This is a genomic window from Paenibacillus sp. FSL R10-2748 (assembly GCF_038005565.1).
GTDB classification, from domain to species: domain Bacteria; phylum Bacillota; class Bacilli; order Paenibacillales; family Paenibacillaceae; genus Paenibacillus; species Paenibacillus polymyxa_B.
Map to the genome: position 1 here is coordinate 232,811 of NZ_JBBOTK010000001.1, position 20,502 is coordinate 253,312.

General features: G+C 45.2%; 19 protein-coding genes and 1 other annotated feature. Of the genes, 1 reads left to right on the top strand and 18 read right to left on the bottom strand.

Annotated features, from left to right (window positions below; all coding sequences use genetic code 11):
- Nucleotides 1-73 precede the first annotated feature (73 nt).
- From NSS66_RS01040 to NSS66_RS01050, 3 genes are all read right to left on the bottom strand, one after another.
- On the bottom strand, nucleotides 74-1,042 hold the full coding sequence (locus tag NSS66_RS01040) for an S-layer homology domain-containing protein (protein WP_071558848.1): 969 nt from the start codon (nucleotides 1,040-1,042) through the stop codon (nucleotides 74-76).
- A 263-nt stretch (nucleotides 1,043-1,305) separates the two neighbouring features.
- On the bottom strand, nucleotides 1,306-3,033 hold the full coding sequence (gene argS, locus NSS66_RS01045) for an arginine--tRNA ligase (RefSeq protein WP_340958268.1): 1,728 nt from the start codon (nucleotides 3,031-3,033) through the stop codon (nucleotides 1,306-1,308).
- 58 nt (nucleotides 3,034-3,091) lie between these two features.
- Nucleotides 3,092-3,350: a binding site (T-box leader), on the bottom strand.
- Nucleotides 3,351-3,427: 77 nt separating this feature from the next.
- Nucleotides 3,428-3,757, bottom strand: coding sequence for a four-helix bundle copper-binding protein (locus tag NSS66_RS01050; RefSeq protein WP_023988251.1), 330 nt, complete (start codon nucleotides 3,755-3,757; stop codon nucleotides 3,428-3,430).
- A gap of 261 nt (nucleotides 3,758-4,018) precedes the next feature.
- On the opposite strand from NSS66_RS01050, the gene NSS66_RS01055 reads away from it, so the two are divergent.
- Complete coding sequence (locus NSS66_RS01055; RefSeq protein WP_075154084.1) at nucleotides 4,019-4,534, top strand: MogA/MoaB family molybdenum cofactor biosynthesis protein; 516 nt, start codon at nucleotides 4,019-4,021, stop codon at nucleotides 4,532-4,534.
- A 66-nt stretch (nucleotides 4,535-4,600) separates the two neighbouring features.
- Here NSS66_RS01055 and NSS66_RS01060 read toward each other — a convergent pair whose 3' ends face one another.
- The 15 genes from NSS66_RS01060 to NSS66_RS01130 all read right to left on the bottom strand — a co-directional run bounded on the left by NSS66_RS01060 (nucleotide 4,601) and on the right by NSS66_RS01130 (nucleotide 20,483).
- The gene (locus tag NSS66_RS01060; protein WP_028542698.1) at nucleotides 4,601-6,064 is read right to left on the bottom strand and encodes a nicotinate phosphoribosyltransferase; all 1,464 of its coding nucleotides are present in this window, start codon (nucleotides 6,062-6,064) and stop codon (nucleotides 4,601-4,603) included.
- Between the two features lie 120 nt (nucleotides 6,065-6,184).
- A complete protein-coding gene (locus tag NSS66_RS01065) occupies nucleotides 6,185-6,751 on the bottom strand; it encodes a cysteine hydrolase family protein (protein ID WP_023988248.1) in 567 nt (188 codons plus the stop codon).
- Between the two features lie 67 nt (nucleotides 6,752-6,818).
- Entirely contained in the window at nucleotides 6,819-7,607 is a 789-nt protein-coding gene (locus NSS66_RS01070; protein ID WP_023988247.1) for an NUDIX domain-containing protein, read from the bottom strand.
- Nucleotides 7,608-7,672: 65 nt separating this feature from the next.
- Nucleotides 7,673-8,095, bottom strand: a complete 423-nt coding sequence (locus NSS66_RS01075; RefSeq protein ID WP_023988246.1) for a PaaI family thioesterase — start codon at nucleotides 8,093-8,095, stop codon at nucleotides 7,673-7,675.
- Between the two features lie 122 nt (nucleotides 8,096-8,217).
- The gene (locus NSS66_RS01080; protein ID WP_023988245.1) at nucleotides 8,218-8,670 is read right to left on the bottom strand and encodes a RicAFT regulatory complex protein RicA family protein; all 453 of its coding nucleotides are present in this window, start codon (nucleotides 8,668-8,670) and stop codon (nucleotides 8,218-8,220) included.
- An 81-nt stretch (nucleotides 8,671-8,751) separates the two neighbouring features.
- On the bottom strand, nucleotides 8,752-10,305 hold the full coding sequence (miaB, locus tag NSS66_RS01085; protein ID WP_023988244.1) for a tRNA (N6-isopentenyl adenosine(37)-C2)-methylthiotransferase MiaB: 1,554 nt from the start codon (nucleotides 10,303-10,305) through the stop codon (nucleotides 8,752-8,754).
- Nucleotides 10,306-10,603: 298 nt separating this feature from the next.
- Nucleotides 10,604-11,176, bottom strand: a complete 573-nt coding sequence (gene pduL / locus NSS66_RS01090; protein ID WP_023988243.1) for a phosphate propanoyltransferase — start codon at nucleotides 11,174-11,176, stop codon at nucleotides 10,604-10,606.
- Between the two features lie 142 nt (nucleotides 11,177-11,318).
- Complete coding sequence (locus NSS66_RS01095; RefSeq protein WP_075154082.1) at nucleotides 11,319-12,407, bottom strand: low temperature requirement protein A; 1,089 nt, start codon at nucleotides 12,405-12,407, stop codon at nucleotides 11,319-11,321.
- Between the two features lie 188 nt (nucleotides 12,408-12,595).
- Nucleotides 12,596-13,663 (bottom strand): dipeptidase, encoded by a 1,068-nt coding sequence (locus tag NSS66_RS01100; RefSeq protein ID WP_075154081.1) that lies wholly within the window; start codon nucleotides 13,661-13,663, stop codon nucleotides 12,596-12,598.
- Nucleotides 13,664-13,785: 122 nt separating this feature from the next.
- Nucleotides 13,786-14,046, bottom strand: coding sequence for a stage V sporulation protein S (locus NSS66_RS01105; RefSeq protein WP_007430104.1), 261 nt, complete (start codon nucleotides 14,044-14,046; stop codon nucleotides 13,786-13,788).
- A gap of 129 nt (nucleotides 14,047-14,175) precedes the next feature.
- The gene (locus NSS66_RS01110) at nucleotides 14,176-14,970 is read right to left on the bottom strand and encodes a TIGR00282 family metallophosphoesterase (RefSeq protein ID WP_013309959.1); all 795 of its coding nucleotides are present in this window, start codon (nucleotides 14,968-14,970) and stop codon (nucleotides 14,176-14,178) included.
- A gap of 76 nt (nucleotides 14,971-15,046) precedes the next feature.
- Nucleotides 15,047-16,591 (bottom strand): ribonuclease Y, encoded by a 1,545-nt coding sequence (rny, locus tag NSS66_RS01115; RefSeq protein WP_340958273.1) that lies wholly within the window; start codon nucleotides 16,589-16,591, stop codon nucleotides 15,047-15,049.
- A 373-nt stretch (nucleotides 16,592-16,964) separates the two neighbouring features.
- A complete protein-coding gene (locus NSS66_RS01120) occupies nucleotides 16,965-17,714 on the bottom strand; it encodes a regulatory protein RecX (protein WP_340958277.1) in 750 nt (249 codons plus the stop codon).
- Nucleotides 17,715-17,910: 196 nt separating this feature from the next.
- Complete coding sequence (gene recA, locus NSS66_RS01125; protein ID WP_023988239.1) at nucleotides 17,911-18,972, bottom strand: recombinase RecA; 1,062 nt, start codon at nucleotides 18,970-18,972, stop codon at nucleotides 17,911-17,913.
- A gap of 242 nt (nucleotides 18,973-19,214) precedes the next feature.
- Nucleotides 19,215-20,483: a competence/damage-inducible protein A gene (locus NSS66_RS01130; RefSeq protein ID WP_028542703.1), complete on the bottom strand. Its 1,269-nt coding sequence runs from the start codon at nucleotides 20,481-20,483 to the stop codon at nucleotides 19,215-19,217.
- Nucleotides 20,484-20,502: the final 19 nt, after the last annotated feature.

A 20,502-nucleotide genomic window follows, 5' to 3' on the forward strand; every position in this document is an offset into this window, starting at 1 on the left:
AAACCAGCAAGTCTCCCCTACAAATTGGAGGCTCGCTGGTTTTATTTATATCTATAACATAGGGCTCGTAATTTTATTTAGCTACAGACGTGCCTGTTCCTGTGGGCGGAAGCACTGTTCCATCTACTGCTTTAAGCGTAACCTTATACTTGCTGTCTACCAATGTACTTGTGTGGGTATCCGTAATGACCTGAATATTCATTTCCCCTGGCTTTGGACTAGTCAGCTTGTAGTAAATTACTGCATTCGTATCATCTACGTAGTCGATGTGATCCACTTCAATGCCGTAACCTGGATTAGGTGCCTGCAGACGGGTGATTGTCACTTTTTTTTGCTGGTCATTTGCCTTCTCTATACTCATACTAATGTTATTTTGTTGAACCGGATCTACAGGCTCAGCCGGATTTTCAGGAGTAGCTTCAACCGTTTTATGACTTTGTACAAATTCGGATGCGTTATAGACCATTTCTGCTGCCTCCATCCGCGTTACTTTACGATCCGGGTTAAAGTTGCTCTGTTCGTCCAATTTTGCAATTTTGGTCAATAGCAGGAATTGAACGGCTGCGTTTGATTCCTGGTCTAGTTTTTTGCCATCCGCTACATTAATTAACATACGGACAGTTGGATATTCACCCGTTGCACTCACTGCTTTATACAGAATATTCGCAAATTGTTCTCTTGTCATACGGGTGCTTGGATCAATATCTGGTGACAAAGGGATTTGGTGTTGGGCTGCAATCCGATAGGACTGGGCATACCATGCGGAAGCCGGAATGTTTGCAAAGGAACCCGTTGTGAAATCAGGCATTACCTGAAGATCCATCGCACGAACAACCAAGTGTACTCCTTGTGCATACGTGAGCGTTTGATCCGGTGCAAATTTATCCTTGGTTATTCCTTGAATAATTCCTTTGTCCTGAAGTGAGTTTACGATCTTCTCCTGTTCAGCTCCCTTTATATCACGAAAAGCAGAAGCCGACGTAGCTACTGCCAATGAGCAGATGACAAGCAGGGCAGCTGTCACGCTTTTGTTCTTTTTCATGAAATACACCTCCATGTTTACTTTGCTTCTACACTTACCGACGCAATAAAAGCATCAAATGTTTCAAATATGCACAAATTGGTTGCAAAACAGTGGAATACCTGCGTTTAGTGTACCCGTCTAACTCTTTTCTGCTCACAATCTTTATACATACCCAAAAGTGCCTGTAACCGATTAATCTTTTACAGTATTCCTTTGGAAGAGCCAGGTCTGGGTAGCAGTCATCCCGCCAGCAAAAACTCGCTCCCCTTTGTTCGCTTTGCTTACATCCGATTCGGTGCTTTCAGACCAAGAAGTTGCAGCGCGCATGCCAGAATATCGGCAGTTTGTTCCGCCAACTGAATACGCCACTGTCCACCATCGACAATCCTTTCCTTGGCGTAAAAACGGTTAAACGCCTGGGCCGTATCCAATGCAAATCTCGCAATTACCGAAGGCTCCAGTTGGCGAACCGCACGTATCAGTTGTCCGTGATAGCGATCCAACTGCTTAAGCAGCGCCCAACCTGTGTCACCCAACATTCCATCCGATACGTCATTCAAATCACGAGAATGGCTATCTTGGACAAGGGCGTTGTCGCTAGAATTGGTATTATCAACATCGGCGCGAGCGTGAGCTTTCTCCAGAAGGCTGCGTATGCGCGCATGAGTATACTGCACATAAGGCCCGGTCTCGCCTTCAAAGGTCAGCGCCTCCTCCAACGAAAAATCCACTTCATTCAGCCGGTTGTTTTTTAAATCACCAAAAATAATCGCCCCGATACCAACGTCCTCAGCTACTGCCTGTTGTTCCTGCAAATCGGGGTTCTTCTGAGTAATGATGGCTTGAGCACGCGCTATAGCTTCATCCAGCACCTCCTCCAGTTTGACAACTTTTCCGCGTCTTGTGGACATTTTCTTACCCGCAAACCGCATTAATCCAAACGGCACATGCTCACATTGCTCCGCCCAAGCCTCCCCTGCATGCTTCAGCACCGCAAACACCTGCTGGAAATGCAACTTCTGTTCTCCACCAACGACGTACAGCAACCGATCAGCCTTCATCACTTCATGACGATAAATCGCTGTTGCCAGATCACGTGTCGGATAAATGGTGGTCCCATCCTTTTTTAGAATAAGACACGGAGGCAGTTCTTCATCTTCCAGACGAACCACGAGCGCGCCATCACTTTCCTCCAGCAATCCTTTTGCTCTTAATTGAGCAACAACTGCCTGCATCTTATCATTGTAAAAACTTTCTCCCAGCACATGGTCAAATGTAATGTTCAGACGCTGGTACATACGATCAAATTCACCCAGACTAACTTCAACAAAAAACTCCCATAGTTGTTGAGCCTCAGCATCCCCATGCTCCAAACGTCGGAACCACTCGCGGCCTTCATCCTCCAAAGTCGGATTATGCTCGGCCTCCTGATGAAAACGAACATATAGCTTCAGCGATTCACCAATCGGATCATGTTGTAGCTGCTCCTCATTTCCCCATCTTTTATAGGCCGCAATTTGCTTGCCAAACTGTGTTCCCCAATCCCCAAGATGATTCACACTAACTGGAACATATCCGGTTTCACCAAGAATACGATACAAGGCAGCACCGATAACAGTAGAGCGAAGATGACCGATACCAAACGGTTTGGCAATATTGGGCGAGGACATATCAATAACTACCCGCTGTCCGTGCCCGATATTGGGCCTGAGGAAATCGGCCTTGCTCAATTCAGCAAGCATAAGTGGAATATGAACAGATCGATCCAATGTTATATTTACATAGGCACCCGATGCTGAAGCAGTTAAACCTTCTTCATGATTCACTAGCTCCGCCAATTCCAGTGCAATGTGCTGTGGAGACTTTCGAAACTTTTTGGCCAGCACAAAACAGGGAAACGCCACATCTCCCCATTCAGGCTGCGGAGGCACCTCAAATAAAGATAAAATTTCTTTCTCCTCCAAGCCCGTATGGGCCAATATCGCTTGAGCAGCAATCCTCATCAACATGATCTCTCTCCTCTTTTTATAGAATCTAACAAAAAAAGCCCCCGCCTCTTGAAATAATTCAAGAGACGAGAACTTTAATATCCCCGCGGTACCACTCTTCGTAAATCGGTTGTGTAGTTACAGCTAACTTACACAAATCGCGATTTCACTCCAATGACTAATAACGGTGTCTGCCGGGCTGATCTACTAGAAGTTCTGCTCGTTGGATCAACCGTCTCCCGGGTGCGCTTCACATCGGACCTCATACCGGCTTACACCTCTTCCGGCTCGCTGTAATGATACGGCTCCGCTGCTACTCTCCCGTTCCATGACGTTAATTCCAATCATTATACAAACCTATTCAGTAGAAAGCAACCTATTATTTCCTCTTCAGGCACTAGTTCCATATATGTAATTACACTGCCACCAACTGGCGGCACGCCTGAACGCAACGACGGCAGGCTTCTGCACAATGTTTGCAATGATCATGGGAATGCTTGCTGCATTCAGCAGCACATACCTCACAGGCCTTGGCGCACAGCTCACAGATTTGCTCGGCAAAATCCGTTCCACGCTGCAGCATTTGAGCAGCAAATCCGCATATTTCTGCACATTCCCTACTCACTCGAATACATTCACGCAGCATAGCTAAATCATATTCCTTCAAACTCGCTACGTAACATACATTGCAAGCGTTCATACATTCCAGGCAAGCATCCACGCATTGTTGGTATGAATGATTCATATTACATTACCTCCCAGTTGTTGACCCTGCTGTACTATTACCCGCTGACCCTTGAGATTAATCATTTGATGTGCGCGCTTTCAATAAAATAAAAACAAAGTAATCCCGACTTATGTAAGGAAGTGTACTATATTCCAGTGTGCAAGTGCAAGGATATTAATCACATGGATTTTAGCCCCTGTTTCTGACTTGCATACACTCAGTCATTGCTCTATTGTAAAAAGTGTATGTCTAACCACCGATCAAGGAGTGAGCATTTCAATGAATATGTCTTCTGTAGAGGAGCATCGACAGGAATCCCCGCAACAGGTTAATTGCATGGTCGTGACTGTCTCGGACACCCGCACCGTGGAAACAGATACTGGGGGACGACTGCTCATGGATCTACTAGAAACCAATGGATATAAGGTTGTTCGATATGTCATTGTCAAGGACGACTACGAAGGTATTCAGCAGTTAGTATCCGAAGCAGTGACACAGAATGAAATCGAGGCTGTACTTTTGACAGGCGGTACCGGTATTTCTCCACGTGATACTACATATGAAGCCGTCTCCTCTCTACTGGATAAGGAACTGCCTGGCTTTGGAGAAATCTTCCGCTATTTAAGCTTTGCTGAGGACATTGGTTCAGCAGCTATATTAAGCCGGGCTGTAGCTGGCACTGTGGGCCAGACAGCTGTATTTTCTATGCCTGGCTCACGCGGAGCTGTTCGTTTGGCAATGGAACGCATTATTGTCCCTGAGCTACGACATGTGATGAGAGAAATTTATAAATAAGCTCCTATTTCCTACATGCCGCGACACAAAAAGGCACCCCATATATTCATGAGGTGCCTCTTCCAACTATTCTTTTTCTTCAACTTCGGGCTGCATATAGCTGTCGATCAGCTTTTGCTTCAGCTCCCATACCTTCTCGCTCAGATTTACACGATAAATTTCAGGGTTCAGCTTCCGCAAATATTCTGGCCAAAACAGTTTCAACTGTGAAGTATGGTAGGCACGAATTTCATCCAGCTCAGGAAGCTCATATACCTTCTGTCCATTTATAAAAATAGGCTCAAGCATTGGTACAGCTTCATAATTTTCTACATACTTCTTCATATACGGATGCAAAGGGTTAAACAGCTTCAGGCGCTTACCATTACGCGGACGCTCTTCATCCGGGAAAGAAATATAATCGGCTACAGCTCTCCCTTTCTTCTTATCCACAATGCGATATACATCCTTCTTGCCTGGTGTGGATACTTTTTCTGGGTTACCCGAGATCTTAATCGTCGGCAACATTTCCCCATCCACTTCACGCTCAACCAGCTTGTACACCCCGCCAAGCGAAGGTTGATCTGAAGCCGTAATAAGCTGTGTTCCTACACCCCATACATCAATACGTGCCCCTTGGGCTTTCAGGTTAAAAATCGTATTTTCGTCCAAATCATTGGAAGCTACGATTTGTACGTAATCTAAGCCTTCAGCATCGAGCATTTCCCGCGCCTGAATGGATAGATAAGCCAAGTCACCGCTATCCAGACGGATTGCATTCATACGCTTGCCCTGACTCTCCAGCATTTTTGCTGTCCGAATCGCATGAGGAACACCACTTTCCAGCGTGTCAAAGGTGTCTACCAACAGTGTAACCTGGTCTGGTAAAACCTTCGCATAAACGTCAAACGCCTCCTGCTCCGTCATAAAGGTCTGCACCCATGAATGGGCATGTGTTCCCTTCGTCGGGATTCCAAAGTGCTCGCCTGCCAGCATATTAGAAGTCGCGTCAAAACCTGCCACATAAGCTGCTCGTGCTCCCCAAATCGCCGCATCTGCTTCCTGCGCACGCCGTGTTCCAAATTCGAGCAGTGTATCGTCACTTGCCACCTGCTTGATGCGCGATGCCTTTGTCGCAATGAGTGTCTGATAGTTCATAAAATTCAATAATGCCGTCTCGACAAGCTGCGTTTCCATAATCGTTCCTTCGACACGTACCAGAGGCTCGTTTGGAAAAACAAGTGCCCCTTCTTTCATCGAATGGACTGTTCCACCAAACTTAAACTGGCGCAGCGCCTCCATGAACATGGGATCGTAATTCTCCTCCTGTTCAGACAGGTAGCGAATGTCCTCTTCTGTAAACCGCAAATTTGCAATATAATTCACAATGCGTTCCAGACCAGCGAACACGGCGTATCCATTACCAAAAGGGAGTTTACGGAAATACGCCTCGAACACAGCTTTACGCTGATGACTTCCGTTCACCCAATGGGCGTACATCATATTAATCTGATATTTATCTGTATGTAATGCGAGGCTCGTTGACTGCATCGTAATCATCCTCTCTGACTGTCCCCAGGTTTGTGGCAGCGTACCGCCTCATCTGCCCAGATTCAGCAATATCCGGCTCCATTTTGTTATCGGACATTGGTGCACAATCGTTAAGTTATTTTACTTCTTCTGACGTAAAACCGTATCCTCAGCCGACCGTACCGCGGCTCCAAGACTTCCCTCAAAATGACCCAAAGCCCAATCATGTCCAGCTTGATTAAAGCTCGCCACAGCGTCCTTGTATACAGTAATAGCAAAACCTTTGTTATAAGCATCTACAGCCGTATGCAGCACACATATATCTGTACACACACCAATTAGATGAACTTCCAGAACACCACGTTCACGCAGCCTGAGCTCCAGATCTGTGCCCGCAAAAGCACTGTACCGTGTTTTATCCAACCAGTAGATAAGATCACTTTGTTGCTCATAAAGGCTACGAAGCTTGCCATACAAATGTCGTCCGTTGGTTCCACGTATATTATGTGGAGGAAACAGCTTGCTCTCCGGATGATAAAGGTCGTTCTCCTCATGCAAATCCACAGCCATGACAACAAAGTCCCCTTGATCCACATATGCCTGCGTAATTGCTGCGATCCGTTCATCCAACTCAATCGCAGGTTGTCCTACAGGCAAACTACCGTCCACAAAATCTTTCGTGTAATCAATAACAATTAGTGCCTGCATCGTACGGTCAGCTCCTTATCCTCAAAGTGATATTGTACGTTCTATGCGTAACCTATTACATTAGGCGTTACGTGTAGATAGATAAACGCGGTACTCTGTCACTAAAACGGTACAACTGTGCCGGTCTTTGTGAATACTGGTTGGAACTGAGCGGTTTGCCATTCTCATCACGCACCTCTTCCAGTATTCCCTGCCTGCTACGAGTCGATGTTATTTTGCGAATAAAGTTTGGCTCTTCGAAATCCGGTACGACACTCTGAATCACCTGATATAATTCACCCAGTGTAAAATGTAGCGGTAAAAACTGCTTGGCTATCGTCGTCTGAAGCATCTGCAACTGAATTTTGCGATAAGCATCTACAATGATATCCCGGTGATCGAATGCAAGCTCCAATTCCTCCAACGCTTCGCGGATCGTGAATAGCCCAACCTCGGAAGCATCATCGGCCGCCTGACGCTGTTCCAACATCCATTCTTCTACTAGCGCAAAAAACGCATGCGATATGATCCACCCGCGCGGATCACGTCCCGGTCCACTATATACACCCAAATACTCCAGATGCCCGCCGTCCACACCCGTTTCCTCTAACAGCTCCCGCTTGGCAGCTCCATACATGGATTCATCTTCCTGACAAAACCCTCCAGGCAACGCCCAGCGTCCTGCAAAAGGCCAACTGCGGCGCTTGATGAGCATCACTTTCAGCTCACGAATCGGCAATGTCTTTGTTACCGTCTTGCGCTCCCGCTTCGTTAAGGTAAACATAACGATATCCGCCGGAGCTCCATCCGGGGTACGGTATTTCTTAATGTTGTACGACGCCTTTTGCGCCTCTTCGTTTATACGATTGCTATCCATTGGCATCACCATATTATATCGTTTTGATAAATTCATTATGACATACTAATTTTTTTTGTCAAGTGTCAGGCCTTGCCTGAATCACTTGCTTGTGTACGTAATACTCGGAAGGTTGCTGTAGATGTAGAACCGAGTGTGCCTTCACTATCTCTTACTTCCGCCTCAGTGGTTATCGTGCGACCTCCTTGATGAAGAATTCGCGCCCTAACCTCCAGTCGTCCTTGCCTCATGGGTGACAAGAAATGAACATTCAGGTTCGTCGTTACACATGGATCCATATTTCGTGAAGCCATACTGACCATCCCCATCGCCTGATCCATCAATGAAGTAAGTACACCCCCATGGACAATACCCATCACATTGGTATGCTCTTGTTTGGCCTCCAAAGCGATCTGTACCTCGTTTGCATCAGCTGCAATCAGTTCACACCCTAAATACTCCCAAAAAGTATTATTCTCTCCCTCTAGCATCTTACCCAACTTATCCATTCCCTTGCTTCCATCCCTTCTATGTTGTCCCATTTCTCTTGAAGTCCTATAACCATATACGTTGGCAAAATGCTTTCGAAAAAAAGGCGTGGAAGCTACGCCTCCACACCATAGATTTCATTCTAATCACTGCAATTCGACGAGGAAGTGCTTTTTCCCTCTTCTACGTTTACCTTCTCAGCAACGGTATCACGGATCGCCATAATCACCATTTGCAGTAGCTCATTAATTTCCACCTGACTCTGCTGAAACTCCGTTACAATTGGAATACCGTCAAGCTCTTCCTGTAGCTCCTGAAGTTCGGCCTCTATTTTGGCAATCATTTTTTGATTCTTCAAGGATTCAAATGCTACAATTTCCTTTTGCTTCTTTTTCATCGTTGCAATCAGTTGCTGGATGCGCCCATGATCCTGAATCTTTTCTTCTGCTTTTCGGAATACCTGTACTTCCTCACTGCTACCCAAAATACCTGCCAATTCTTTGGCTTTTGCCAATATCATTTCGCGATTGACCAAATGATCATGCTGGCGCGCCGCCGATTGAAGTTCTGTTTGTTGCAACCGCTCCTCTGTCATTGTCCATCGCTCCTTTTCTCACTTAGACGGCTTGCACACAGCCCTTTACTCAGACCGCATGCAACCCGCTAGAATATTCTTTTATCCGTTAACTGCTACAGCCGTTTCAACCAGATCACCTTTGATGTAAAAGGTCATAGGTTCCGTAATTTTCACTTGAACAAAGGAACCAATCAGGTCCTTAGAACCCTCAAAATGTACAAGCTTATTGGAACGGGTCCGACCGGCAAGCACTTTGCTGTCATTTTTGCTCTCGCCTTCCACCAGCACTTCAACCACTTCGCCACGCAATCGACTATTAAAGCGAAGGCTGTTTTGGTTCACAGCAATGTTCAGACGCCGGAGACGCTCTTTTTTAACCGACATAGGCACATTATCTTCCATCGAAGCAGCTGGCGTACCTTCACGTGGTGAATAAATAAATGTGTAGGCAAAGTCATAGCCGACCTCGCGCACCAAAGATAGAGTATCTTCAAACTGCTCGTCTGTTTCGCCCGGGAAACCTACGATGATATCTGTTGTCAGAGAAACATGCGGAACAGCTGTTTTAATCTTCGCAGCCAGTTCCAGAACACGCTCACGGGTATATTTTCGGTTCATTTTCTTCAATATATCCGTATTACCGGATTGAACAGGCAGATGGATATGCTCCACCAAATTGCCACCCTTACCAAGCACTTCAACCAAATGGTCATCAAAATCACGTGGATGTGATGTCGTAAAACGTACACGCGGGATATTAATTTTGCGCATATCATCCATCAGATCCCCGAATCTGTAATTCAAATCTTTCAAATCCTTGCCATAAGCGTTAACATTTTGCCCCAGTAAGGTGATTTCTTTAAAGCCTTGACGTGCCAAATCCCGTACTTCAGCGATAACATCCTCTGGACGGCGGCTTCTTTCCTTACCACGTGTAAAGGGAACAATGCAATAGGTGCAAAATTTATCACAACCGTACATAATGTTCACCCAAGCCCGCATACCCTCGCGCTTCTTCGGCAGGTTTTCGATAATGTCGCCTTCCTTAGACCACACTTCGACCACCATTTCTTTGCTAAAGAGTGCTTCCTTGACGAGCTGAGGCAGACGATGAATATTGTGGGTACCAAAAATCATATCGACAAAACCGTGTTTTTGCATAATCCGGTTAACGACATTCTCTTCTTGTGACATGCAGCCACACACGCCGAGCAGCAGTCCTGGCTTTTCTGTTTTGAGATGCTTGAGGTGACCCAGCTCGCCAAACACTTTATCCTCCGCATTTTCACGGATAGCACAAGTGTTCAGTAAAATGATGTCTGCTTCCTTCCGATCCTCGGTTGCCTGGTAGCCCATTTGCTCCAGCAAGCCTTTTATGGTTTCGGAATCATGCTCGTTCATTTGGCAACCGAATGTGTATACGATATAATGCTTTCCCTCACCGATATGCTTTAGCTCATCCGGGACTGCGTTATCATATAATACCTGTACATCCTCTTTACCGCGTTGCTTTTCTTTTCTATGGTTCGGCTCCGCCATAATGTTGATTTCACGTCCGCGAATACGGATCTTTTTGCTATGCTCATCTTCAGAAATAATCTTCGCATCCGAGAAATCAAAATATTTGGAGTAATCTTTTGTTTTCTTTTCCATTCCTTAGTCACTCCTTACACCATCTATTTCACGAGCTAATTTGTGATTTTACTGTATCTTTAGGCTTGGTAAATTTATTTTAGTTCTAAAAAACCTTTAAAAAAGGCATTACACTAAATTATAGCATGATTTATAGGCCATCGCCATAGATCAGCCGCAGATACCATTGAGTGCAATGTGAACTCATGTTCTTTTTGTACATTAGTGAAGTATTTGTGAATTATATAGTATGTAAAAAGCCCGATTCTTTTGCAAGAATCGGACTCTTTAAGCCTTCCGGCATTTAAATACGTGTATATTAGTCTACGATTTCAGCGTTGTCACCGTTTTTCACACCGGCTCCGTTCGCTTCATCTGTATCAATGTGCATATCCAAAGCAAAAGAATCGGACACACGTGCAAGAACATTTTCAAATACAAGGCCACGTTCGCCGCCGACACGTACTTTCAGCAACTGCTTGTCCTTAATGTCCCATTTAGCTGCATCAGATGTATGGAAATGAATATGGCGGGCTGCTACAATCACGCCTTCTTGCAGTTCCACTTCACCAGCGGGTCCTTTTACCGTGATTCCTGGTGTACCATCAATGCTACCAGATTCGCGTACAGGTGCTTTTACACCAATAGCAAAGGAATCAGTGCGAGAGATTTCCAATTGGGATGCGGGACGAGCAGGTCCCAAAATGCGAACCTTATCAAATTGACCCTTAGAACCAATTACAGCTACCGTTTCATTTGCGGCAAATTGTCCTGTTTGGGACAAAGGTTTAAATTCAGTTAATTGATAGCCTGCTCCGAACAAAATTTCAATATGCTCTTGAGTCAGGTGAATATGACGGGCTGAAACGCCGACAGGTACGATTTTACTCATCGTGTGGTCACTCCTTTTTCTCTATACAATACTTTACACATCTATGCTATTATACTCCTATTTTGCCAAGAAAGAAAAGGAGAGCGTATAAAGTTCCCTTTTTCGCCCTAATCGGCGTTAAATATCGTCCATAGAAATCGGATCAAACCGTCGTTTTAGCGAACAAGAGAAAGAAAAGCATGATTTCAGCTACGATGAGATGAGGGGGAACGACAACAAATATATTAAGAATAAACAGGACACAGAGTATTCCAGTTAAGAAAAAAATGACTCTGAGACGAGGTTTCAGATGACTTAATCTGTACTGATGAAATACCAGCAAAACCGACAAAAAGTAAATAAAAACAGAAGCAAAGGTAAAGCAAAGCACAAAGATATAGTCTACTTGTCCCAAAAACAAGAGCTGAATCGAAGCAGCTAGCATGCTAAGGGAAATATAAATAAACAAATGACCATAAATAATAGTCTGTCCTGCTGATTGTTTTGATTTATCTACGCGCTTCTCCATATTCTCAAAATATTGCCACCAGATTGCGATGACTAATACAAAAGCCAAAGCAGCAAATACAATAGAAGAAACCGTAAAATGATCGGATTGTAAAACAGAAAGCATACTTATCACAGATTCGCCAAGCAAAATTAAGGTGAACTGTGCAAAGCGTTCTAAAAGATGCTCCGTATGGATAGGTGTGATCACCAACTTTTTACGGCCAATCAAAGGAACGAGGATATCAATAGCTATACCTGTATATAAAATCAAATATCGAACCCAAGAATCAAAGAAGAGGGAGAAACTAGAGATGACTATTCCAATCCAAAAATAAATTCCGAAAAAACGAGCTGTTTCCTGTTTATGAGCCGTTTCTTTGGGTGCCGAAAGTAAATATTGAACGACAGTCAAACCTCTTAACCCAATATAGCCAACAAAAAAAGATACATAATACGCATCAAAATCTATATTCAGGCTGGCGGTCATGATCAACACGAAAAACAATTGCAGGATCATAAAAATTCGATGTGTTATACTGTCTTGCCCAAAACGATTGTTGTAGACCGTTTGCCCCACCCAAGCCCACCATATTGGGATAAAAATCATAATAAACTTTTCCATATGTTCCCATGAGATACTACCATGCTCAACATGTAGCAAAACATGAGTGGCCTTGGAGACAGCAGCTACGAACAACAAGTCATAAAAGAGCTCAAGCCAGGTAACCTTTTTTATCAACATTATGTAATGGAGCCCCCTCTGATATGGCGGTGCAGCATGGTGACCCGTCAGTCTCGCTCCAACGTCTGCCGTATTTCTGCAAATGTTATTTTAGCACCATGCAATTCTAAGATGCTCCAATTATTTCGTAATCCTTCTCGCTTTGTCAAGAGTGTTCGCAGCTAAAAATTCCCTCTATAAATAGCTATTTAAGAAGAAATTTTGGAAGGCAGATTCGTTTGCAAGTATTCCAGCGCATGTCCTCCCAGCCATCCCTTGACTAGCTCCTCAGGGTAATGCTTCAGCAGCAGCTCTGCAAAAACCGGATATTTCCCCGAGTGCTCCAGCCCTTGCACATGGTGCTCAATACCGTCAAAATCAGAACCAAACATCAAATGCCTTTCGCCGCCTAATGAACAAATATGCTCAATGTGCGGTAGCAGATCCTCAGCGGATATCGTACCCTGCTCTTTGAGAAACATTGTGACGAAGGTCAAACCAATCCGTCCGTTACGAGCGATCAGTGCACGAATCTGTTCATCCCGTAGATTACGGGGGTGAGCACACTTCGCAAAGGCATTCGAATGCGAAGCAATGGGCGGTAGAGTGGCCTCCTCTAGCACCTCCCAGAAGCCCTGTACGGACAAATGCGATACATCTAGCAGCAGTCCCAGGTCATTACAGCGATTGACCAAATCGCGCCCCTTGCTACTCAGCCCGCCACCTCTATGTTCCATAATGCCGTCAGCTGCCCAGTTCGCATAATTCCATGTCAGTCCAATCAATCGTATTCCCATGGCATAGCACAATTCTGCATAAAACGGGTTCCCTTCCAGCGCATCTACCCCCTCCAGTGAGAGCAAAGCCCAAGGTGCCCATGTATGATCCGTCCCATTACCATCCACATACGTTATCTTTTCCATGCGCTTCTCTTTTCCTGCCTGCTTTACTTGCTCCTCCTGATGCACTGCGGACGTATTTTTACACATTACCAAGTCTTCCTTCCACAGCAATGGTCTCAACCCACCTGAGATAGAGGTAACATGCTGCCTGAACAGCTCAATTTGACGAATCACATGCTCAAATCTTGGCGTGCCCAATACCTGAGAAATATATATAGCAAATGTTTGCAACCGCACGTTACCTTCTAGCAAACGTTCTTTTGTGACATCAAGCGATGGATGACTGAAATCGATCTGCGCATCGAGCTGCATTTTACATAACACATCACAATGAAAGTCAACAACTGGCCAATTCACTTTTAGCTTATCATTCATGCATCTTACCTCCATTTAGAGATTGAAGCATCACAAATTTATTTTAAAAATCATAGTAACAGACTCACAAAGCAAAAAAGCCCGTTTACAAATCGTAAACAGGCTCAGGCAACTTACATTTATTATCTTGGCTCTACAATCAATTTGATCGCAGTCCGATCTTCTCCATCAATAACAATGTCTGTAAAAGCAGGAATACAAATCAAATCCACTCCGCTTGGTGCGACAAATCCCCGGGCAATGGCTACCGCTTTAATGGCTTGGTTTAGTGCACCCGCTCCAATCGCCTGTAATTCTGCATTTCCGCGTTCACGCAGTACTCCTGCGAGTGCGCCTGCAACTGAATTGGGATTGGATTTTGCTGATACTTTTAATACATCCATAGTAAGTACCTCCCCTGGGAATGATGATGGTTTGATTCCACTATTAGATGTTATTCGAGGGTCAGCAAAAAATTCCTGCTTTTTGGTGACAGTTTTCCTTATTCTTTCCTTAAGTAGCTCACAAAAAGGTTAATCCATCCGCCATTCATCTTCTTTGAGTCTGATTTTCTGAATTTTGCGGGCTTTTCCATCGTTATCATTCAGCTCTACGCTGATGGCATGAAAATGCCATTTGCCCATGTCCACTTGAAAACGTACTGGAAGCTGGGTCTGGAATTTCTGTAACACAGCCTCTTTCTGCATCCCAAGCACTCCCTCATAAGGACCTACCATTCCCGCATCTGTCTGATACGCAGTTCCTTGTGGCAAAATCGTATCGTCATTGCTCTGTACATGTGTGTGCGTACCTACCACGATTGAAGCACGTCCATCCAAATGCCAACCCATAGCGATTTTTTCCGAGGTTGCTTCGGCGTGGAAATCAACTAGGATATGTTTATGTTTTTTGCGCAGCTCATCGACAATTTCATCTGCTGCACGGAATGGATCGTCAATAGCTGGCAAAAAAGTTCTACCTTGCAGATTAACAATAGCCAGCTCCTTACCTCCACCTTTTACAACGGTATAACCCCGGCCTGGTGTTCCTGGTGGAAAGTTAGCCGGGCGGATGATCCGCGGCTCATCATCTATAAAATCAAATATTTCCTTATTGTCCCAAGTATGATTTCCCATCGTAATCCCATGAACGCCCCAATCAAAAAACTCTCTGGCGATGGCTGGGGTAATTCCTCTTCCCGAAGCCGCATTTTCTCCGTTCACAATAATAACATGCGGGTTGTATTTTGATTTTAGCGAAGGGAGATTCTCCCTCAGTGCCTTTCTGCCTACACTGCCGACGATGTCTCCAATAAATAATACGTTGATAGAAAGCCCTCCCTAGTCTGCCTTACATAATGAAAAGTGGCCCTACAAGCAGCGGCCACTTTTCATTGAAATGCTTTTATTTTGCGTATTCTACCGCACGGGTCTCGCGTATGACGGTAACCTTGATATGTCCCGGATAGTCCAGTTCATTCTCAATCGTTTTCGTAATATCGCGGGCCAGTCGGAATGCTTCCGCATCATCAATTTTCTCTGGCTGTACCATGACACGAACTTCGCGTCCGGCTTGAATCGCGTATGATTTTTCAACGCCTTCAAAAGATTCGGAGATGCGTTCCAGCTTCTCAAGACGACGGATGTACGTCTCTAGCGTTTCACGCCGCGCTCCCGGTCTTGCTGCTGACAGGGCATCTGCCGCCCCAACCAGCATGGCGATCACTGAAGTCGCTTCGCAGTCGCCGTGATGTGAGGCAATGCTGTTGATGACGACCGGGTGTTCCTTGTACTTCTTCGCCAGCTCCACGCCAATTTCAACGTGCGATCCTTCCACTTCATGATCCAGCGCCTTCCCGATGTCATGCAGCAATCCTGCCCGTCTTGCCAGTACAACGTCTTCGCCCAGTTCCCCGGCCATCAGACCTGTCAAGTATGCAACTTCCATCGAGTGCTTCAATACGTTCTGTCCGTAACTTGTACGGAACTTGAGACGTCCCAAGACCTTGATCAAATCTGGATGCAAGCTATGCACGCCCACCTCAAAGGTGGCCTGTTCACCATACTCACGGATTCGTTCGTCCACCTCTTTACGGGATTTTTCCACCATCTCTTCAATACGAGCCGGATGTATCCGTCCGTCCGCTACGAGCTTTTCAAGCGCAGTACGCGCAATCTCTCTACGAATCGGATCAAATCCAGACAAAATAACAGCTTCCGGCGTATCATCAATAATGAGGTCAATTCCTGTAAGGGTTTCAAGTGCACGGATATTACGGCCTTCGCGCCCGATGATCCGGCCTTTCATTTCTTCGTTCGGCAATGTGACAACAGAAACCGTCGTTTCTGCTACATGATCTGCCGCACAGCGTTGGATGGCCAGTGTGATGATTTCACGAGACTTTTTGTCCGCTTCTTCTTTGGCCTGCTGTTCAATTTCTTTAATCATCTGAGCTGTTTCATGACGAACTTCCTGCTCTACGTTGGTCAGAATAATACTTCTTGCATCCTCCATCGTCAGATTGGAAATACGTTCCAACTCAGTTACCTGACTCTTGTAAATCAAATCAATTTGCTGCTGGGTTTCATCGATTCGTTTCTCTTTGTTGGCCACTTGTTCTTCTTTGCGTTCCAGCGATTCCAATTTTTTATCCAGCGATTCTTCTTTTTGCAGCAATCTTCGTTCCTGTCGTTGAATTTCATTGCGACGTTCACGAGTTTCTTTTTCAGCTTCGGCACGGATGCGGTGGATTTCATCTTTCGCTTCCAATACCGTTTCCTTCTTCAGCGCTTCTGCCTCTTTTTTCGCGTTCTCCACGATTTGCGCGGCAGCTTCTTCCGCACTGGAGATCTTAGCTTCTGCAATAGATTTGCGAATAAAATAACCAATCCCGAACCCAAAGAATAACGCGGCTACAGCAACGAGAACGAACCAGATCGCAGTCATCATACTGTTCACCTCCCCGTTGGTTCCTCCAAGGCATTCCTTGGGACTTTTTGCAATTGTCACATTTACTTTGATCGTCAAACTAAGACAACGACACAAGGTCGTTTCATTTCATATGCACATGCTTTCACATGTACAATTCCGCCTGGCATAGCGGCATCACTTGTTATTTGGCGATGAGAACTCACCGTGGATTCCGCTTTTTTGGAAGGAAAAAGGGCGTTCCACAAGTATCGTTTCATATATATTTTATTATTTGACAAATGGCATTGTCAAGGGAATGCAAACATTAGTAGACTACCATGCAGCTTTCCATGTAATAACTAGCTCATCCTATCCGTTCATACTAGCCAAAGGTTCAGCAGCCGTTTGGCAACTATTCCTCCCACTGCAACAACTCCTCGTCATCTGAAGCAGCGTCATGCTCGGTCGCAGTGAGATGATTGACTACCCGGCGTGTCATATCCCCCGAATATCCGCGTCTCATGAGAAAAGGGTATGTTTTCCTTTTTTTCTCCATTATATCACCACGTACCTGATTCCATTTCTTACGTCCGACCGTCAAAGCGCTCTCCCACTCCTCATTATCGGTGATCTCACCTAACGCTTCGCCAATAGAGGCTTTAGAGATGCCCTTCTGACGAAGTTCTTGCCTAACCCACATCTTCCCCTTACGTTGGCTTGTTATGCGCTGCCTTGCCCATTGACGGGCGTATAAATCATCATCTACGAGTTGTTCCCTATGGAGTCGGACCATTACTTCGTCAATAACAGACTGATCCAGTTCTTTTTGCGCTAAACGCTGGGCAATTTCCTGACGTGTGCGAGGCTTTCGCCCCAAATAGCAAAGCGCAAGTACATAAGCCTGTTGCTTTTCATCTGCCAGAACGATATCTTCCAGTTCTTTTTTATCAAATGACGTTCCTTTGAACATATTGTACTTGATCATTACATCTTCTAATACAGACAGTGAATAAGGACCAAAATGTATGATATACCTTCCACGTTTGCGTCCCTGTCCCTGCTCTACCCTAGTAATCATCAATTCCTCATGATCCGGAAAAAGAGAAATCCCTTGTTGCTTATTTGCTTCCGAAGTGTATTCATCTTCATCGTCCAACTGCAATATATTTCCCTCACTTTGAAATTCACGAAAGCAGCCTTTGAACACCTGCTACGCAAAAGTTAGATTCCACTGACAAAGCAGACTCTAGTTGATGCAAAAATGCCCTGCACAACTGTGCAGGGCATCAGAATCATGCTATTCAAACGGACGGTGCCATAACCCTGGCCCCAGTTCACAAACCAGGATTCACCGAGCTTTATTCAAGCTCCAACAATTCCTGTTCTTCCTTCGCTTGCTGTGCCAACTCTTCTTCTGTAGGCGGAGCAACCGTCGTAATCAGATTGCTGGCCACCCGAATTTTTTGTTCGATTGTACTAGCAATATTCGGATTTTCCTTCAAAAATTGCTTAGCATTCTCACGTCCCTGACCAAGGCGCTCACCTTCGTAGGAATACCAGGCTCCGCTCTTGTCGACAATGTCATGCTCCGTACCGATATCGATCAGGCTACCTTCTTTGGAAATGCCCTCACCGTACATAATATCTACCTCAGCCTGACGGAAAGGAGGGGCAACTTTGTTCTTCACGACTTTAATACGTGTGCGGTTACCCACAATGTCGTTACCCATTTTCAAACTTTCAATACGACGAACATCCAAACGTACCGTAGAGTAAAACTTCAAGGCACGTCCACCTGGTGTTGTTTCAGGGTTACCGAACATAACACCTACTTTTTCACGTAGCTGGTTAATAAAAATAGCAATGGTTTTCGACTTATTAATGGCTCCAGAAAGCTTACGCAATGCCTGAGACATCAAACGTGCTTGAAGACCAACGTGGGAATCTCCCATTTCGCCTTCAATCTCTGCCTTGGGCACAAGTGCCGCTACGGAGTCAACAACTACAATGTCTACTGCTCCACTACGTACAAGAGCTTCGGCAATCTCAAGCGCCTGCTCTCCTGTATCTGGTTGCGATAGTAACAACTCATCAATATTGACACCCAGCTTGCTTGCATACGACGGATCAAGCGCATGCTCGGCGTCGATAAAGGCGGCTTGTCCGCCTGTTTTTTGCACCTCTGCGATAGCGTGAAGAGCTACTGTCGTTTTACCGGATGATTCCGGTCCGTATATTTCAATAACCCGGCCTCTTGGAAAGCCGCCCGTTCCTAACGCAATATCCAAAGCAATCGAACCACTGGGGATCGTTTCCACTTGCATGTGGGTAGACTCACCCAACTTCATAATGGAACCTTTACCAAATTGCTTTTCTATTTGACGGAGCGCCATATCCAGCGCAGCACGACGATCTGACAATAAACTCACATCCTTCATTGTTTGTACTTTAATAATACCTTGTTTTGACACGCTTGCCAAGCATTTTTTCGAACATACATTCGTTTTTTTTGTTCACACAGCTCTCTTCTACAATTACACCTGTCTCTTAAAACAAAAAAAGAACCGCTGGCAAAAGGCTTTGCAACGGTTCTTCCGATAAGATGATTATATCATGAATATCTATCTAAAACAACTCTACGACCCACACTGTACATAGATGTTTAAGAGAGTTTCTCGTTCTCTACCAGCCTGCGCCACAATCTGTACAGGATTGCTTTGACTGATCGCAGTCGGATTGTTTCACGGTTACCACTCAGTCTCAGTTCATGTACTTCCGTTTCCTTGTCGCGTTCAGCAATGCCAATATACACCAAACCGACTGGCTTCCGTTCGGAATACCCAGGCCCGGCAACACCAGTAACTGAAAGTCCAAAATCGCTGTCCATGATCATTCTCGCCTGCTCTGCAAGCACAAGGGCTACTTCCTTACTCACTGCACCTGGCGCTTGATCCCCTTCCAAATAATCATAAGGCACGTTGAGTAATTTCATCTTCATTTCATTGGAATAGCACACGATGCCACCTTGAAACATAACAGCACTGCCAGGTATAGAAGTGATGTGTTCCATCAGCATTCCACCTGTACAGCTTTCTGCCGCACTCACAGTGAGCCCGCGTTTGGCCATTAGATCTACGATAACCTTCTCCAGCGTAACATCTTCACTTGCATACATATATTCCGAAAGACGCTGCTGAATTTCTACTTCCGTAGCCGTCAGCTTAATTAGTGCTTCACTTTCGCTGGCCGCCTTGGTGGATATACGGATCGTGACTTCCCCTTCCTTGGCATAAGGAGCAATCGTGGGGTCTGTCTGGGATTGGATCAGATCTAACAAATGGGTTTCAAGAGCTGACTCACCGATCCCTGCAAATTTTAGCATTTTTGAATAAATTGGCATTTCCTCACCGCTCAATGCCTGCTGAAGCAACCAAGGTTTCGCTTGGTTTGCAAACATGGGTTTGAGTTCCTTAGGCGGTCCAGGCAAAACTACATAAAATTTACCGTCCTGTGCAATTGCGTCGCCCACAGCTAGCCCTGTCTCATTTTCAAGCGGAGTAGCGCCTTCAATAGAAAGCGCCTGCCGGCGGTTATTCTCGGTCATTTCTACCCCACGGTTACGGAAAAACTGATCTAGCTTGTCCATTGCAAGACGATCTATGTGCAATTTTCGCCCCAATACAGACGCTATCGCATCTTTCGTCAAATCATCCTGAGTCGGTCCCAGACCACCGGAAAACAAAATAATATCCGCACGCTTCTGAGCAATTCTTATCGCTTCCTGAAGCCGATCTATGTTATCGCCAACTACAGTCTGAAAATATACATCGATTCCGATTGTAGCCAACTCTTGTGACAAATATTGAGCATTTGTATTCACTATTTGTCCGAGCAATAACTCTGTACCTACTGCAATTATTTCAGCTTTCATCAATTCTTCCTCCTGTACT